The organism is Psychroflexus planctonicus (genome assembly GCF_014640195.1).
Lineage (GTDB): Bacteria > Bacteroidota > Bacteroidia > Flavobacteriales > Flavobacteriaceae > Psychroflexus > Psychroflexus planctonicus.
The window spans coordinates 22895-41371 of sequence record NZ_BMGM01000003.1 but is presented as its reverse complement, the minus strand read 5'-3'; the positions used below and the strand labels follow the sequence as shown (position 1 = coordinate 41371).

The 18477-nt window shown below is 34.3% G+C and carries 17 protein-coding genes; 16 read left to right on the top strand and 1 reads right to left on the bottom strand.

Features of this window, described 5'->3' with window-relative positions:
* The first annotated feature begins 1 nt into the window (after position 1).
* From upp to IEV72_RS03765, 9 genes are all read left to right on the top strand, one after another.
* On the top strand, positions 2 to 655 hold the full coding sequence (upp, locus tag IEV72_RS03805) for a uracil phosphoribosyltransferase (protein WP_188457766.1): 654 nt from the start codon (positions 2 to 4) through the stop codon (positions 653 to 655).
* A 67-nt stretch (positions 656 to 722) separates the two neighbouring features.
* Positions 723 to 1610: an OmpA family protein gene (locus tag IEV72_RS03800; protein WP_188457765.1), complete on the top strand. Its 888-nt coding sequence runs from the start codon at positions 723 to 725 to the stop codon at positions 1608 to 1610.
* Between the two features lie 194 nt (positions 1611 to 1804).
* Positions 1805 to 3052: an imidazolonepropionase gene (hutI, locus tag IEV72_RS03795; RefSeq protein ID WP_188457764.1), complete on the top strand. Its 1248-nt coding sequence runs from the start codon at positions 1805 to 1807 to the stop codon at positions 3050 to 3052.
* Complete coding sequence (locus IEV72_RS03790) at positions 3049 to 4041, top strand: formimidoylglutamase (RefSeq protein WP_188457763.1); 993 nt, start codon at positions 3049 to 3051, stop codon at positions 4039 to 4041. Before hutI ends, IEV72_RS03790 begins: the two co-directional genes overlap by 4 nt.
* 85 nt (positions 4042 to 4126) lie before the next feature.
* Positions 4127 to 4804, top strand: a complete 678-nt coding sequence (locus tag IEV72_RS03785) for a hypothetical protein (protein WP_188457762.1) — start codon at positions 4127 to 4129, stop codon at positions 4802 to 4804.
* Positions 4801 to 6069, top strand: a complete 1269-nt coding sequence (gene kynU, locus IEV72_RS03780; protein ID WP_188457761.1) for a kynureninase — start codon at positions 4801 to 4803, stop codon at positions 6067 to 6069. Before IEV72_RS03785 ends, kynU begins: the two co-directional genes overlap by 4 nt.
* Positions 6069 to 7451: an FAD-dependent oxidoreductase gene (locus IEV72_RS03775; protein ID WP_188457760.1), complete on the top strand. Its 1383-nt coding sequence runs from the start codon at positions 6069 to 6071 to the stop codon at positions 7449 to 7451. Before kynU ends, IEV72_RS03775 begins: the two co-directional genes overlap by 1 nt.
* Before the next feature lie 9 nt (positions 7452 to 7460).
* Positions 7461 to 8222 carry a 2-keto-4-pentenoate hydratase gene (locus IEV72_RS03770; RefSeq protein ID WP_188457759.1) on the top strand — a complete coding sequence of 254 codons (762 nt, stop codon included), beginning with the start codon at positions 7461 to 7463 and terminating at the stop codon, positions 8220 to 8222.
* A gap of 114 nt (positions 8223 to 8336) precedes the next feature.
* The gene (locus IEV72_RS03765) at positions 8337 to 8750 is read left to right on the top strand and encodes a RidA family protein (RefSeq protein ID WP_188457758.1); all 414 of its coding nucleotides are present in this window, start codon (positions 8337 to 8339) and stop codon (positions 8748 to 8750) included.
* Between the two features lie 457 nt (positions 8751 to 9207).
* On the opposite strand, the gene IEV72_RS03760 is transcribed toward IEV72_RS03765, so the two are convergent.
* Positions 9208 to 9588, bottom strand: a complete 381-nt coding sequence (locus tag IEV72_RS03760; protein WP_188457757.1) for an HU family DNA-binding protein — start codon at positions 9586 to 9588, stop codon at positions 9208 to 9210.
* 648 nt (positions 9589 to 10236) lie between these two features.
* Here IEV72_RS03760 and IEV72_RS03755 point away from each other — a divergent pair.
* From IEV72_RS03755 to IEV72_RS03725, 7 genes are read left to right on the top strand one after another with little or no spacing between them, the layout of a single operon-like run.
* Positions 10237 to 11799 (top strand): type I restriction-modification system subunit M, encoded by a 1563-nt coding sequence (locus IEV72_RS03755; RefSeq protein ID WP_188457756.1) that lies wholly within the window; start codon positions 10237 to 10239, stop codon positions 11797 to 11799.
* A complete protein-coding gene (locus IEV72_RS03750) occupies positions 11796 to 12146 on the top strand; it encodes a KilA-N domain-containing protein (RefSeq protein ID WP_229731795.1) in 351 nt (116 codons plus the stop codon). The genes IEV72_RS03755 and IEV72_RS03750 overlap by 4 nt, the downstream gene beginning before the upstream one ends.
* On the top strand, positions 12143 to 13354 hold the full coding sequence (locus IEV72_RS03745) for a restriction endonuclease subunit S (RefSeq protein ID WP_188457755.1): 1212 nt from the start codon (positions 12143 to 12145) through the stop codon (positions 13352 to 13354). Before IEV72_RS03750 ends, IEV72_RS03745 begins: the two co-directional genes overlap by 4 nt.
* A 37-nt stretch (positions 13355 to 13391) precedes the next feature.
* Positions 13392 to 13601, top strand: a complete 210-nt coding sequence (locus tag IEV72_RS03740; RefSeq protein WP_188457754.1) for a KTSC domain-containing protein — start codon at positions 13392 to 13394, stop codon at positions 13599 to 13601.
* Between the two features lie 2 nt (positions 13602 to 13603).
* A complete protein-coding gene (locus IEV72_RS03735) occupies positions 13604 to 15511 on the top strand; it encodes an ATP-dependent nuclease (protein WP_188457753.1) in 1908 nt (635 codons plus the stop codon).
* A gap of 42 nt (positions 15512 to 15553) precedes the next feature.
* Positions 15554 to 17344: a GmrSD restriction endonuclease domain-containing protein gene (locus IEV72_RS03730; protein ID WP_188457752.1), complete on the top strand. Its 1791-nt coding sequence runs from the start codon at positions 15554 to 15556 to the stop codon at positions 17342 to 17344.
* A 13-nt stretch (positions 17345 to 17357) separates the two neighbouring features.
* Positions 17358 to 18473, top strand: coding sequence for a PD-(D/E)XK nuclease family protein (locus tag IEV72_RS03725; RefSeq protein WP_188457751.1), 1116 nt, complete (start codon positions 17358 to 17360; stop codon positions 18471 to 18473).
* Positions 18474 to 18477: the final 4 nt, after the last annotated feature.

The window sequence follows — 18477 nt, the reverse complement described above, 5'->3', positions numbered from 1 at the left end:
TATGATTGTACATCACTTAGGCAATGAAAATTCACTCTTACAGGTTTTTGTAGATGAATTAAGAGATAAAAAAGTTCAAAAAGATAGTATGCGTTTTAGAAAAAACATGGAACGTATTGGTGAAATTCTTGCTTATGAATTTAGTAAAACAACCAACTATAAACCGGTTAATATAGAAACGCCTTTAGCTTCAACTAAAGCTTTTAAATTTACAGAACAACCGGTTATTTGTTCTATTCTACGAGCTGGAATTGCTTTACATAACGGAATTTTAAGTTACCTAGATCAAGCAGATAATGCCTTTATTTCGGCTTATCGAAAAATGCATAAAAATGGAATTGACTTTAGCATTGAAGTCGAATATTTATCCACTCCAGAAATAAAAGATCGTATTTTAATTATTGCCGACCCGATGTTAGCTTCTGGCAATTCTATATGGCACGTGTTTGAAACACTAACCAAAAATTCAACTCCTAAAGAAATTCATATTTTTGCCGTAGTTGCAGCCCCTGAAGGAATTGAATTACTGAAAAATAAACTTCCTGAAAATACACATCTCTGGATTGCTAAAATAGATCAAGGCTTAGATAAAAAATCCTATATTATACCCGGATTAGGTGATGCTGGCGACTTAGCCTACGGAGAAAAGTTGTAAAATCGCCAAAATTTAATTTCGCTTTTATTTTTTTCAATATATTAGCGCTTTCTTTAAAACAATATCAATGAAAAAAATAATTTATTTAGCATCAATTACTATTCTAATTAGTTTAACAGCTTGTGTTTCAAAAAAGAAACTTAGCCAAGCAGAAAATAAACTGATGTCTACAGAAAGTGAATTGAGTAAAGCGCAAAATGAAGCAAAAGAATGTAAAGCAGAGTCTGAAGACCTAGCAGCAACAGTTGCTGCATACAATCAAAAAATTAACAGTCTTCAGCAGGATAACAAAAATAAAATTGCGCTTGGTGAAGATGGCTCTATAGCTAGCCCAAAAGCCAAAGAAAGTATGCGCAGAACCCTGCAAAATGTAGATTCAACTAAATTAGCCAATGCCAAAACGCTAACTGATTCTTTGAATGTAGCAATTGCCTATAACATGGAGCAAAAAATGAAAGCGGCTTTTAGTGGAAATGCAGATGTAGAATCTGTTGAATCCGATGAAGTTGAAACCCATGCTACTTCTATGGAAGGTTTAAGCGTAGATGTGAGTCATCCTGTAGTTAAAATAACCATTAATAATTCTGTTTTATTTAAAAGTGGAAGCGCTTGGGTAAATGCCTCAGCCCATAATTTAATAAGTGAATTAGCAGATTTAATCAAGTCTGAACCCAATATGGAAGTTTTAGTAGAAGGACACGCCGATGCACAAAAAGTTGTTCCAGATTCGTATTTAGAAGACAACTGGGTGTTAGCTTCAAAAAGAGCAATTTCTGTTGTGCGTTTAATGGAAGATAAATTTGAAGTAGATGGAGCTCAATTAATTGCTTCTAGTAGAAGTTTCCACAAACCAATTGCAGATAATGAAACGGCTGAAGGAAGAGCAAAAAACAGAAGAACAACCATTACACTAATGCCAAATGTTGAAAAATTCATGGCTTTAATGGAAGAATAAAGATAGTAAAACAAAATTTTCACCAAAAGCTTCGGAATGTATTTCGAAGCTTTTTTGTTTTATACTTATTAAGTTTAGACTATCGAAATAACTTCTTTACATCATTTTTACATACTAAAATTCAATACTCAAAATCCTACATTTTTATATTTCACTTATTTTGACTAAAATTGAATCTCCAACCAAACCCAACTATGAATTTTATTTTAATCAATATCAAAGAACTCCTTCAAGTTAGAGAAAATCAAACTCAAGTTGTAAAAGGAAAAGAACTTCAACACCTACCTACCTTAAAAAATGCTTGGTTAAAAGTAGAAGATGGAATCATAAGCGATTATGGTGCTATGGACACTTTTGAAAATCATGCTAACTTCAAAATCATTGATTGTACAGGCAAAATTGTGTTGCCTACTTGGGTAGATTCGCATACACACCTGGTATACGCAGGAAATAGAGAAAGTGAATTTGTAGATCGCATTAAAGGTTTAACCTATGCGGAAATTGCAGCCAAAGGCGGTGGAATAATCAATTCTGCTGAAAAACTTCAACAAACTTCAGAAGCAGATTTATACCAACAATCGAAAATACGTTTACAAGAAGTGATTGCCATGGGAACGGGTGCCATTGAAATTAAATCCGGTTATGGTTTAACGGCAGAAGCCGAAATGAAAATGCTTCGCGTGGCCAAACGGCTTCAAAAAGAATTCGATTTACCCATTAAAACAACTTTTCTCGGAGCGCACGCATTACCTAAAAGTTTCAATGGAAATACTTCTGCCTATATAGATGAAGTAATCGATGAAATGCTTCCTAAAATTGTAGAAGAAGATTTAGCCGACTTTATCGATATTTTTTGTGAGAAAAACTACTTCGAAATAGAAGACACCCAACGCAAAATTGATGCTGGAAAAAAATACAATTTACCCGCAAAGGTTCATGTTAACCAATTTACTTCCTTTGGTGGATTACAGCTTTGTGCCGAAAATAATGTGCTTAGTGTAGACCATTTAGAAGTTTTAACCGAAGAAGATATTCAGCATTTAAAAGCATCTTCTACGCTGCCAGTCGCTTTGCCTTCCTGTTCATTTTATTTAGAAATCCCTTACACGCCAGCTCGAAAATTAATTGAAAACAATTTACCCATAGTTTTAGCTAGCGATTACAACCCAGGAAGCACACCAAGCGGGAATATGAATTTTGTAGTTTCCTTAGCTTGCATCAAAATGAAAATGACGCCTGAAGAAGCCATTAACGCAGCAACCATTAATGCTGCATTTGCTATGCAAGTTGAAAATAAAGTAGGCAGCATCACCAAAGGAAAATTAGCTAACTTGATAATTACCGAACCCATTCATTCTTACGCATTTCTCCCCTATTCATTTGGATGTAATCACATTGAAGAAGTATACATAAAAGGTCAACCACAAATCCACAAAGCATGATTAACCTAAACCTATACCAACAAGAGCAGTTAAATCAATATGTTCACAAAAGACCTGAAGAAACTAAATTTGGTGAAAAAATTCAGTTGATTTCTTATTTAGATGAATTACAAAATTCATCGGCTAAATATGTTTTATTAGGAATTCCTGAAGATATTGGTATACGTGCAAATCGCGGGAAACCAGGAGCTGCAAAAACTTGGGATGTTTTTTTAAATGCCTTTTTGAATATACAAGCCAATGCATACAATAATCCAAATCAATTGCTTTTATTAGGAGAAATAGACTGCAAATCTTGGATGCAAAAAGCCAACAGCATTCCGCTATCTGATGAAAATTACTACCAGAAATTGGGTGATATTGTCAGTAAAATTGATCAAGCAGTAGCGGAAGTTGTCGAGGTAATAGTAAAAGCAGGCAAAATACCCATCGTAATTGGTGGCGGACACAACAATGCTTATGGTATTATAAAAGGCTGTTCAATGGCTATGGATAAACCTATTCATGTAGCTAATATCGATGCACATACCGATTTAAGACCAATGGGTTTTAGACATAGCGGCAACGGATTTAGCTATGCCATAGCTGAAAATTACTTAGACCGCTACAGTATTTTTGGTTTACATAAAAATTATACTCCACAAGCTATTTTTGATAGCATGGATGCCAATAAGAAAATAAAATATCATTTTTTTGAAGACTGTTTACACCTTACTAGCTTAGATAAGCTTATTAAAATGAAGTCTTCATTAGATTTTTTAAAAGGAAAATTTGGTGTAGAATTGGATTGTGATGTTATACAAAATTTCAATTCAAGTGCAGTTACTCCTTCTGGATTTTCACTTAACGTAATTCGATCCTTAATGAAATTGATTAGAAAGCACGAAATTCATTATTTGCACATTTGTGAAGCTGCACCACATGAATATACGCTAATCGGAAAATCCATCAGTTTTCTAGTATCCGATTTTATTCGAACTGAAGATTGAAAATAGTCATCAGTCAGCATCATTTCAAAATACCTTAAAGCTTGTAAGGCTTTATAATTTAAGGTATCTTTACAACAAAAATAGCATGAAAGCCTTTTGTTACTTATTGTTTTTCTCTCTACTGCTCAGTTGCAATAAAAACACGAATACTTCAGAAGAGAAAAACCATACGAGCCAAGAAGAAGCTGAGCTTACCTACATCGAAAAATTAGCCAATGCCAATGGCTTTGAGAATTGGAATGACGTAAAAGAAATCGAATTCACCTTCAATGTAAACAACCAAGGAAAAGAATTTAAACGCGAATGGCGTTGGCAAGTAAAAGATGATATGGTGTACATGAAAGTAGAAGGTGAAGAAGTTGGCACCAACATCAATAACAATCCTGACCAACAAATTCACCAAGCTTTCATCAATGATTCGTATTGGTTATTGTTTCCTTTTCAACTGATGTGGACGGATGGTTACGACCACGAAATCAATGAAAAAACCATTTCTCCTTTCCATGAAAAAGAACTCACCGAATTGGTTATTAATTTTAAAGAAGAAGGTGGTTACACGCCTGGAGACACTTACAAATTATATTTCAACGATGATTTCAAAATTGAAGAATGGAGCTTTTTCCCTTCAGGCAGTGAAGAGCCAAGAATCATCAACGTTTGGGACAATTACAAAACTTACGAAGGAATTAAAATTAGCACAGATAGACGAAACCAAGACGGCAGCTTCCGAATTTATTTTACCGATATAGCGATTAAAAAATGATAGCAACTTTTCAAAATACCCGTGAATTTGCAAAAGAATTAGATGCAAAAGATTCACTACAAAAATACCGACAAGCATTTCATATTCCACTTCAAAAAAATGGAGATGAACACATTTATTTATGCGGAAATTCATTAGGATTACAGCCTAAATTAACCCAAGAATACATTCAGCAAGAACTCACGGATTGGGCAAATCTAGGCGTAGAAGGACATACCGATGCCAAACATCCTTGGATGCCTTACCATGAGTTTTTAAGCGAAGCCATGGCAAAAATTGTTGGTGCCAAACCACAAGAAGTTGTGGTAATGAACACTTTGACTACTAACCTTCATTTAATGATGGTTTCGTTTTTTCAGCCTACTGCAAAACGCTATAAAATTGTTATTGAAGCGGATGCATTTCCTTCTGATAAATATGCAGTAGAATCGCAATTAAAGTTTCATAACATCGATCCAAAAGACGGATTGATTTTATGGAAACCCCGAGCAGAAGATAATCTCTGCCATTTAGCAGATTTAGAAAAAATCATACAAGACCAAGGCGATGAAATTGCTTTGCTGATGATTGGAAACACCAATTATTATTCAGGTCAGTTTTACGACATGGAAAAAATAACCCAATTAGGACATGAAAATGGCATTGTTGTAGGGTTCGATTTAGCGCATGGCGCAGGAAACATTCAGCCGAATCTACATGATGTAGGGGCTGATTTTGCCGTTTGGTGTACCTATAAATATCTCAATTCTGGTCCAGGAAGTTTAGGCGGTTGCTTTGTGCATGAACGCCATGCCCACAACAAAAACCTGAAACGCTTTGTAGGTTGGTGGGGACACAACAAAGATACGCGCTTTAATATGCGTCAAGAATTTGACCCGATTCCCGGTGCAGAAGGTTGGCAATTGAGCAATCCACCCATTTTGTCCATGGCGGCTATTCGAGCTTCATTAGCGGTTTTTGAAGATGCTGGATTTGAAAACATCAGAGCCAAATCTGAACAAATTACAGGTTATCTGGAATATTTGATCGACGAAATCAACAATGATAAAATACACATCATTACGCCTAGAAATCCATCAGAACGAGGTTGCCAACTTTCTATTCAAGTAAAAGATGCAGACAAAGCTTTATTTGATGCATTAACCCAAAAAGGAGTGATTGCCGATTGGCGCGAACCCGATGTAATTCGCGTTGCTCCTGCTCCACTCTATAATTCATATCAAGATGTTTTCAACTTTGTTGAAATCTTAAAATCACTATTGTAATGCAAAAAAAAGAACACATTCTCATTATCGGCGCTGGACTTTGCGGAAGTTTATTGGCTTTACGCATGGCACAACAGGGTTACAGCATCGACTTGGTAGAAAAAAGACCCGACTTGCGAAAAGCGGATATTTCTGCAGGAAGATCCATCAATTTAGCCTTTTCCGATCGTGGAATGAAAGGAATGAAACTAGTGGGTTTAGAAGAAAAAGTGACTGAATTATGTATTCCCATGTACGGTAGAATGTTGCACGACCGAGAGGGAAACACGAAACTTTCTAAATACAGCGGTAGAGACCACGAATACATCAATTCCATTTCGCGAGGAGGTTTAAATGCATTGTTACTGGATGAAATAGAACAATTTGAAAATGTACAACTGCATTTCAATTTATCCTGTAAGGAAGTCGATTTAAAAGAAACCAAAGCAGTTTTCACCAACGAAAATGGAGAAGAAATCACATTGAAGGCTGATTACATTTTCGGTACCGATGGAGCAGGTTCTGTAGTGAGAAAAAGCATGATGCAACAGCGTGATTTTTTATTTAGCTTTTCGCAAAACTTTCTCACCCATGGTTATAAAGAATTGAGTTTTCCTGCCACCAAAGACAATTCATACGCAGCAGATGCCGGCGCATTACACATTTGGCCACGTGGCGAAAACATGCTGATTGCCTTACCCAATTTAGACAAAACCTTTACCGTAACCTTGTTTTTAGCCTACGAAGGCGGCGATTATAATTTCAATAATTTGACCCATCCGGAGATGGTAAAAGAATATTTTCAAAAAGAATATCCAGATGCCTTGGCTTTGATGCCAGATTTAGCCACCGAATATTTTGAAAATCCTACTGCTCCATTAGGAACGGTACGTTGTTCTCCTTGGACATATCGCAATGCCTTAATTATGGGCGATGCAGCCCATGCCATCGTGCCTTTTTATGGTCAAGGCATGAATGCTTCCTTTGAAGATGTAGTAGAATTTGACCAAATTTTACAAGCACAAGACTTCGACTTTACAGAAGCTTTTCAACAATTTAGCAAAAGCCGCAAAAAAGATGCAGATGCCATAGCCGATTTGGCTTTGGATAATTTCCATGAAATGAAATCGCATACAGCTAACGATTTATTCTTAAAAAAACGAAAACTGGAAATTGCTTTTGAAACGGAATTCCCTGACGAATATTCATCTAAATATTCCTTGGTTACTTTTGAAGAAGGCATTTCGTATGATGAAGCGCTTCAAAAAGGAAGAGCACAAGACCATGCTATTTTGCGTTTGCTAAAAAATAATCAACTTAAAAAAGATGAAACTTTAGCAACACAACTTCAACAAGTTCAGGAAGAGACCAAAGTTATTTTAGAAGAACAAGAATTACTTTAAATTGAAAAAATGAATCACATACACATAGCTCAACGTTTAGACCAAGCCGCTCGCGAAGCCAAACCTATTGCACAAATGGCAGAACAAGAAGGCTATAGCTTAGATGAAGCCTATAAAATTCAATTAACGTCCATTCAACGAAGAATTGAACGTGGAGAAAAAATTACCGGTTTTAAATTGGGTTTTACCAGCAAAGCCAAAATGGAACAAATGGGCGTTCACGATTTAATTTGGGGCGTTTTAACCGATGCCATGCAGATTGAAGACGATGGTGAAATTTCATTAAACAATTACATTCACCCACGAGCTGAGCCCGAAGTAGCTTTTTTAGTAGACAAGCCCATTGATAAAGAAATTTCTTTAGAAGAAATCCCCAACTACATCAGCAAAATGGCAGCAGCTATTGAAGTGATTGACTCCCGTTACGAAAACTTCAAATTTTCATTAGAAGATGTTGTGGCCGATAATTGTTCTTCCATTGGCTATTGCATTGGCGAATGGCAAGATGCAAAAGCTTCGATTAAAGATCTGCCCATTCAATTGAAATTTGATGAAAAAGTAGTTCAGCAAGGCAATACCAAAGCCATTTTAGAAAACCCATATCAATCGGTAGTAGAATTGAGTCGCTTAGCCACCGAAGCAGGTTTGCAAATTAAAGCAGGTTATGTAATTTTAGCGGGAGCAGCCACCGCAGCCGAATGGATGCAAAAAAACACAAACATACAAGCGCAGCTTGAAGATGTTGGTGAAGTGAGTTTTAAAGTGAAATAAAAATTTATAAACTCTGCGAACTTTGCGCCTCTACCTATCGGGAGACAGGTTTGCGGTGGAAACATATAAAAACACAAAGGCACTATGCGCACAAAAAAATAATTTAAATTAACAATGAAAGGAAAAGTAGTAAAAGGAAAAGCAAAACCCCGCGGTAAATTCCCACACGTAAAGCGTGTTGGTGATTTTATTTATGTATCAGGCACGAGTTCCAGAAGACCAGACAATACCTTTGAAGGTGTGGAAGTGGACGAAATGGGTACCACAAATTTGGACATTAAAAAACAAACCGCTGCTGTGTTAGAAAACATCAACGATGTATTGAAAACCGAAGGAGCCAGTTTAGCAGATGTAGTGGACATCACTTCGTTTTTAGTCAACATGAATGACTTTAAAGGCTACAACGAAACTTACGCTCAATATTTTGATTACGAAACGGGACCAACGCGTACGACTGTAGCCGTACATCAATTACCGCATCCGCATTTATTGATTGAAATTAAGGCGATTGCTTATAAAAGATTGTAGTATAACTTGTTGTGTATGATTTACAGTACAGTTTTATCGAGCAACATTTATCCACAAAAAGACACAAATTGTTTATAATTATTTATAAGCATATATTTAAATACACAACAATTGTTTTATATATTTGTTGCAGTTTAATGAGATAGAAGGCATTAGGCTAATCAAATTAACACGTATAAAGCTCAAAAAAGACGATTCACTAACCGCACTTTTGAGCTTTTTTTTATGTCTTTTTTCTACATATTTAGTTCAAATGCTGAACTGCAAAATTTATGCGTATAAATTTTTAATTTATAGGATAAGTTGAAGGATTTATGCATATAAATTTATGTATTTAATAGAATGAATTAATGGATTGATATAGATGAATTGGAAGGATTTTGTGGAATAGATTGCAAAAAAATACGTGCTTTTAATAGAAGATAAAAGCACGTATAAAGTACAAAATTACGATTCACTAACCGACTAACTTGTACGACAAAGTTTTAAGCAAACTTTTAAAATCTCTGCCCGGTCTAAAGTTGAGATGTGCACTTTTAACCAGGTTTTGACTCACTTCTTCTTCGGTGTCTGCTCCATTGGAGCGCACCCCGACTTGAAAAGTTCCAAAGTCACCTAATTTAACAATTCTCCCCTGCCCTAGCTCGTCAGAAATATTGTGCTGCAATGCTTCCAATACAGCTAAACAATCAGCCTTCCGAACGGTGGACTGGTTAGAGATTAAATGCGCTAACCTACGTAAGTCGGTTACGCCACTTCCTACGGCCTTTGCGTAGTACTTGTCTGGAGCTTCCACGTCCCGTGGATTACTCCTTCTTAATGGTTTTAAATTGACCATAATACAAAATATTTAAGTTACGCATATGCACTATTGCTTATGCATTAACAAAAATAGAGCATTGTTAAAAGTGTTATTGCAAAAATAACCAAAGGTTTTCAACATAGTTTTCAACAACGTGGAAATGCCTATAAACACTAAGCTTATGTAAATCAGTAATTTGTGTAAATTTTTACATGTTAAAAATTCGTACTATAAAACACGAAAACTTTCAATCTAAATATTTCTTTTAGTCCTACATTTTCTTAATTTACCTTCAATTTGATACTAGTTCTTCCACCTACTTTACATCACAATCAGTCGTTCCACAATAATGTTCGATATCCCTGATACTTCGGCGATATCTATCGCCTTGCATCTATAGGAAGGATTAGGGGTTGTTTGCTATTTCCACAACGCGCTTAGGCCTTCAAGATTGATTGTTTTATAAGGTGTTTTCATTAAAAATACATTACAATTAAGCCAAAAAAAATAGGCGAAGATGTTTTGATCCTTACATTATAAGGTGCTAATTCTTTAATGTCTTTACGGTTTGATTTAGAAGTACAAATTTAGTATTTATCCTTTTAGTTTTTAGTTGTATTGCTTGTTCTATTTATTATTTCATTCTTTTTGCTATTTTTAAGGATTATTAAAACCTAACATCCAATGGCAAAAACCAAAAAGCAACAAAAAACCAAATCTATTGAAGAAAGTTTATGGCAGTCCTGCGATAAATTAAGGGGTTCTATTGAACCATCTGAATATAAACACGTTGTCCTTGGGCTCATTTTTTTGAAATTCACCAGCGACAAATTTGAAAAACGCAAACAAGAGTTGATTGATGAAGGTCAAGAAAAATATGTAGAAATGAAGGAATTCTACAACATGAAAAATGTATTCTTCCTGAATGAAAAATCCCGTTGGTCCTACATCATCAAAAATGCGAAGCAAGACGATATTGCTATAAAAATTGACACTGCCCTACACGATATTGAAAAAAACAATCCATCCTTACGTGGTGCCTTGCCTGACAACTATTTTTCACGTTTAGGTTTGGATAAATCTAAGCTAGCCGCACTACTCGACAACATCAATGATATTGATACACTTAAAGATGCCGACCAAGATATTGTTGGACGTGTTTATGAATACTTCCTATCCAAATTTGCCTTAAAAGAAGGCAAAGGGAAAGGAGAGTTTTACACCCCCAAAAGCATCGTAAACCTGATTGCGGAAATGATAGAACCTTATCGAGGTATTATTTATGATCCTGCCTGCGGTTCGGGTGGTATGTTTGTGCAATCCATCAAGTTTATAGAAAGTCATCATGGCAATAAAAAAGAAGTGTCTATTTACGGACAAGAATACACCAATACGACCTATAAACTGGCAAAAATGAATCTCGCCATTCGAGGAATCAATGCCAATTTAGGCGATAAAGCCGCCGATACTTTTGGCAACGACCAGCATAAAGATTTAAAAGCCGACTTTATCATGGCCAATCCGCCGTTTAACCAAAAGGCTTGGCGAGGCAAAGACGAACTCAATGACGACCCACGTTGGCAAGGCTATGATATACCGCCTGTAAGCAATGCCAATTATGCTTGGATTTTGAATATTGTAGCCAAACTCTCTGAAGATGGTGTGGCTGGATTTATCTTGGCTAACGGCGCTTTGTCAGGTGGTGGCGAAGAATATAAAATCCGTAAAAAACTCATCGAAAATGACCTAGTGGAAGCCATTGTGATTTTGCCACGGAATATGTTTTATACGACGGATATTAGTGTAACCCTTTGGATTTTAAACAAAAACAAAAAGGAGCGTAAACTAGAATTACCAGATAAAACGAAAGCATTTAGAAATAGAGAAAGTGAAACCCTTTTTATGGATTTACGCCAAATAGGTATTCCATTTGAAAAGAAATTCACTCAATTTTCTGGAGAACAAATTGAAAACATTGTTTCTACTTTTCATGATTGGCAGGAACAAAATAACACCTATAAAGACGTTCCCGAATTTTGTTACGCCGCAAGCAAAGCAGAAATAGAAAAAAAAGACTACTCCTTAGTGCCCTCCAAGTATATTGAGTTTATCAATAGGGATGAAAATATTGATTTTGATGATAAAATGAAGGTATTGCAAACTGAAATTGCTGATTTACTCGAACAAGAAGCGGAATCTAAAAAAGAATTAGAAATGGTGTTTAAAAATTTAGGCTACGAGTTATGACTAAAAAGAAAAACGACACCATTGAAGTAAAGGGTATCACTATTTCAGTACTGCACTCTCAAGAAAGTGATTTCATTTCGCTAACTGATATTGCAAAAACAAAAGAAAATGATTCCAGAGCTGCCGATGTCATAAAAAACTGGATTAGAAACAGAACCACTATTGAGTTTATTGGTACTTGGGAACAATTATATAATCCCAATTTTAAAGTGGTCGAATTTGACCACTTTAAAATGAATGCCGGTTTAGCACAAAGCGAACGCTTAATCAAACTCAACCAAATTGCTATACATCAAATGCAAGTGTTACTTGAAAATGATGTAAGCATCAAAAAATTAGGGCGATGAGAAATAACTATAAACAACTAGGTCCTTATATCCAACAGGTTAATGAGCGAAATACTGACTTAAAAGTAGAACGACTTTTAGGGGTAAGCATTAGAAAAGTATTGATGCCATCTATAGCTAATACAGTTGGCACCAATATGAAGAGCTATAAAATCATCAATAAAAAACAATTTGCTTATGGCCCTGTAACTTCCAGAAATGGAGAAAAAATCTCAGTAGCTTTACTTCAGGAATATAAACAAGCAATCGTATCACAAGCCTATACTGTTTTTGAAATTATAAATACGGAAGAATTAGACCCTGAATACTTAATGATGTGGTTTAGGCGACCTGAGTTTGATCGCTATGCGAGGTATAAATCGCACGGCTCTGCCAGAGAAACCTTTGATTGGGACGAGATGTGTGAAACAGAACTTCCCATCCCACCCATAGAAAAACAACACCAAATTGTAGCCGAATACAATGCCGTGGACAACCGCATCCGCATCAACGAACAACTCAACCAAAAGCTCGAAGAAACCGCCCAGGCGATTTATAAACATTGGTTTGTGGACTTTGAGTATCCTTATGTCACATCGAGCGGAGTCGAGATGCCCTATAAATCTTCTGGTGGTAAACTAGTGTATAACGAAGAATTGGATAAGGAGATTCCTGAGGGGTGGGAGGTTCAAGGTTTGTCAGCAATAGCTACTTATCTAAATGGTACAGCTATGCAAAAATACCCATCTACAGACAATTCTAAATACGTACCTGTGCTTAAAATTAGAGAGTTAAATTTGGGGTTCTCTGACGACAAAAGTGATAGAGCTTCAATGAATATACCTGAAAAGTATAAGATTTATGATGGGGATATTATTTTTTCTTGGTCTGGGACTTTAACAATAGATATTTGGACAGGAGGTTTAGCAGGGCTTAATCAACATCTATTTAAGTTATCATCTAAAAAATTTCCAAAATGGTATTACTATTTGAGTACACAATATTACATCGAAGAATTTATAAGAATAGCAGAAGGTAATAAAACTTCAATGGGTCATATTAAAAGAGAACATCTTGACAACTCGTATGTTTGTTATCCAAAAGATAATTTTGCAAAATTTAATTTTCATTTTGAGAATATTTTAAATAAAATAATGTCCAATAAACTTACAAACAATAAATTTTCTGATATGAAAGACATAATTCTTTCAAAGATGAGTAAGGCTTAAGAAGATAAAACGGAAATAAAAAATTTAAAAATTAATTATGGAAAGACAACCAGTAAGGTCATCAAATATAGTATCTGTAGGTTATGATTCCAATTCAGAAATTTTAGAAGCAGAATTTAAGGACGGATCAGTTTATCAATATTTTGATGTGCCAAAAGATGAATATGATTCTCTTAGGAGTGCTTCCTCACATGGCATTTATTTTTCAAAAAACATTAGAGACAATTACAAATTTAAAAAACAGTAAGAATGTATTTAGATGAAGTAATAATTTTCAATTATCGAAGTTGTAAAACAGTTAGCCTAAAGTTATCTGAAGGTAATCCTAATATTTACATTGGTTTAAATGATAGTGGTAAATCAACTATTTTACAAGCATTAGACTTACTGCTTAATTCTAAATCTAAATACAATTCTTTAGGAGAAGGCAGCTATAAGAATGATTTATCCAATACACCTGATGAAACTGATAAATTAAATCATTTGCTCGTTGAGAAAGATTTGCCAGAATTTCCAGATGATGCTACTTCAACTTTTATTGTTGGTAAGTTTAAATATCAAGAAGAAGAAGAAGGATCTGAATATGTTGACATGAATTTATCAACGCCTTTAAAATGGTCTTTAGATTCAAATGAGGAAGGAATATTTTGGCTTGTGAGAAAATTGAATGGTTCTTTAGATAAGACTTATGTTTTGATGAATGAATCAAATGATTCTTTAGAATTGTGGAATCTTGCTGTAAGATCTATTGATAAAAAAATAAAAGAATTAAAGATAACTGCTGATGACATTGAAAATGAAAATGGAAAAGGTAGGTTTTCAAATTTTGAAAAAATAAGAGCAATTTATTCTAAAATAGATTCAGGACCGCGTTGGGCAGAATACAAATTTGCCAAAAATGATAAGGATATATTCCCTGACTACAGTTTGTTTGATTGGAACACAAGTTTAGACGAAATTATTGCCACGGCAGAAGCTATTATGAAAGATGAAATTGATGATCATTTAAAACCAATTAAAATATTAGCTGAAGATAAAGCCAAGTTAGCGGAAAAAGCAATTAATAGAAAATTTGGAGAACTAAGTGAGACAATAAGGGAAGTGGCAAAGGATGTTGAAGGAATTAATTCCAAGGTTTACTTTAATGTAAAAGAAAAGATTTCTGATGTTATGCTTACTAAAACAAATAGTGACGGTCCTATCCATTTAGAAAATCAAGGTGAAGGGCTAAAGAGACAGATTTGGTTTTCATTAATCAAAGCAAAAGCAAATACAGGTGAGGATAGTATCAACAAATTTATTTGGGCATTTGATGAACCAGAAACCCATTTATACCCGAGAGCTCAAAGGGAGTTTTTTGATATTCTTAATAAAGTTTCAACAGGAAATGTGCAGACTTTAATCAGTACCCATTCCACAATATTTATTGATAAATCTAATCTTGATAAAATTAATAGTGTTATACAAGAAGAAGATGGTTATTCTGTATTAAACGGTTGCTCAGACGTTGAGGCAATTTATTCTTCACTTAATGTAAAGAATAGCGACTTTCTATTTCATGATAAATTTTTGATAGTAGAAGGTGATACCGAACAGTACTTGATTCCAAAATTATACGAATTGTATACTGGAAGGACCATAATTAAAGATAATATCCAACTAATAAATGTTCAGGGGAAAGATAAATGGCTCATAAATAAAACTCTTTTAGATAAGGTTATGGCTGGTTTTAAAAAAACAGAAGAACAATTAGTATATCTTTTTGATAATGACATGAAATTTGAAATTGGAGCTGAAGCAATAAAAGACAACATGTTTTTTGTTGGTATTCAAGATATAGAAGATTCAATTGAGAATGAAGTCTGGTCAAATATTCTCAACGATTTTTACCATGGTGATTTTGAATTTTCTTATAAAGAAGTTGAAGAGTGGAAAACTGAAATTCCAAATGTAAAATGTAATAATAATCAAAAGTTTTATTCTATTTTGAAAAGAAAAATTCGAGAAAAATGCCAAAATCTTGGTTTAGAATATGATACCTTGGTTAGGCTGCCATCAAAAGGAATAGACTCTTCAGAATTGCTTCTAAATCACATTAATCACGTTGATAAAATACCCTCAAAAATAAAAGAAGCTTTTGATAAATTAAAAGTGTAATTATTTGAAATTAATAAAAAGTAGAAAGAAAATAAATTACGTATGCCAAAATACTCCGTACACCAACAACCTGTAGAAACTTTATTAAGCTGGATAAAATCTGGTGAGATAGCCATACCAGAAATACAAAGGCCTTTTGTTTGGAAAGCATCAAAAGTAAGGGATTTAATAGATTCTTTATATCATGGCTACCCAGTAGGCTATATCATCACCTGGCAAAACCCAAATGTAAAACTCAAAAACGGTGAAGTTTCAACAGGCAAAAAAATCTTAATCGATGGCCAGCAACGTATAACAGCATTAACAGCTGCCATAGTAGGTCAACGTGTGTTGGATAAAAACTACAAGGAGAAAAATATACGTATAGCTTTTAATCCTTTGGAAGAGAAATTTGATGTTTTAAATAAAGCTATTCAAAATAACTCAAAGTGGATCAATAACATAAATCCGATCATCAATGATGAAATTACCATAAGTGAAGCTAGGCGATCATATATGGAACTAAATCCAGATGTGGAGGAAATCAAGATTGAAAGAAAAATTGAGGAGCTTAAAAAAATTAAAAACAAACAAGTCGGTATCATTGAGCTAGACCATTCATTAAACATTGATGTAGTAACCGAGATTTTTATCAGAATCAATCAGAAAGGTGCAAAGCTCAGCAATGCAGATTTTGTGATGTCTAAGATAGCTTCAGATGAACTACATGGAGGAAACAAGATGCGTAAATTGGTGGACTATTTTTGTCGCTTAATTGTTGATAAAGATTTCAATAAGCACATCTTGGATAACGATAAGGTATTTGTTTCTCACGATTATTATAAACATATAAGCTGGATGGCAAATGCTTCTGATGATCTTTACGTTCCAGATTATATAGATTTTCTGCGAGTAGCATTTACCTACAAGTTCAATCGTGGTAAGTTTAGTGACTTAGTTGCTTTGCTTTCAGGAAGAAATTTTGAAACTCGAACTTATGAAGATGAAATCGTCGAACGCAGTTACAAGTTATTAGCAGAAGGTGTTTTGGATTTTTCAAACAAAACTAATTATCAACGCTTTTTGATGGTTGTAAAGTCTACTGGCCTAATCAGTAATAAATTAATTTCATCAAAGAATAGTCTCAATTTTTCCTATGCCTTATATCTAAAATTAAGAAAAGATGGTTTACAGGAAACGGAAGCCCAGGGTTATGTAAAAAAATGGCTGATCATGTCCTTGCTAATAGGTCGCTATTCTGGATCATCAGAATCTATGATTGATGAGGATATAAAGCAAGTTCAGGAGAAAGGAGTTAGAAAGTATCTAGAGCAAATGGAGGAAACTCATTTAGGTGAAGGTTTTTGGGAGTTTGGTTTAGTGAATGATTTAGAAACTTCAAGCACCAACAACAATGCTTATAATGTTTATTTAGCTGCACAATGTAACAGTAACTCGAATGCATTCTTGTCTAAATCTCATACAATTAAGAATTTGCTGGAACAACGAGGTGATGTGCATCACATATTCCCCAAAAAATATTTAAGCTCAAATAATTTCAAACCTAAACAATATAATCAAGTTGCAAATTTTGTTTTCACTGAGCAGTCTATCAATATAAAAGTTGGAAAACAACCGCCTGAAAAATATATGGAAAGGGTTAAGGAAGAAATTGGAGAAAATAAAGTCAATCTTACAAGTATAACCTCATTAGAAGAGCTAGATAAAAATTTCAAACAGAATGACATACCAAGAAGTCTGTCGCATTCAACATTTGAAGATTACGAAAACTTCCTAGCTGAGAGGCGAAAACTCATGGCAAAGAGAATCAAATCTTATTATCAAAAATTATAATATCCTTGGTTTTATGAAATTAGATGAATTGCAAGACTTTTTAGACACAGCTCAAATTCCAGAGTTTAAAACAAAGCCTAAAACCTTTTTAGAAATTGCAAGGCAACCGCATTACGAAAATGTAATTAGTAACATTTATGCGTTTTATTTAGATCCAACAGAAGAACATGGCTTAGGCGATTTATTCATCAATAGCTTAGTGAATTGCCTAAATAAAAAACGTGGTAACGACTGGATTGAAGACTTTACAGATTTCGAAATTCATACAGAATACTCAACCCAAAAAGGCAGAATAGACATTCTCCTAATAAATGATGACTCTGCTATTATCATTGAAAATAAAATTTATCATCACCTGAATAATGGTCTGCGAGAGTATTCAGGTTATGTTGAAAATAAAATTGCCAACAAAGATGCAGTTTATGGACTAGTCTTAGGCTTAAAAGAGTTCTATCCTGAAGAAGAAAATTTTGTTAGCTTGACACATAAAGAGCTGCTTAATAAGGTTTTTCTAAACTTAGGCGAATATGTGCTCGATGCATCTGAGAAATACATCACCTTTTTAAAAGACTTTTACCAAAACATCATCAATTTAAGCGAAAAGAAAATGAATGAACAAGATTTAGCGTTTTACTTAAAGAATCAAAAAGAAATCAGTGATATTGTTAAGCTTGATAATAAATACAGAAAAAACATCAAGGATGAAGTAGAGAAAGTTGTTTTGGCCTTTGACGACCTCAAGTTGGAACAAACAAGAAAAAACTCTGAGAAAGAAAACCATTATAGAAGATATAATTCTAATAGATTTTCAAAATTAAGCATAAAAGTTGCTTTTAGCCGTTTGTTCACTAATGACCAGGAGATAAAACTTTACATTGAAGCTAGTGGCTCTATATTAAAAAAAGTAAAGGAACATTTTGATGAGATAATTATGGAATTACCAGATGGTTTTCAGCTTGATCATGGATTAAAAAATACTTCTGATAAATGGTATAATTTATATGAGCACAGCTTAATATTAGATGCTGATGATATTTCAAACTTAAGCGAAGTCATCGTTGAACATATCGATAAATTGAAGATTTACGAGGCATTTAAACGTATTAACGAAAAGCTTTATTCTTTATAATGCC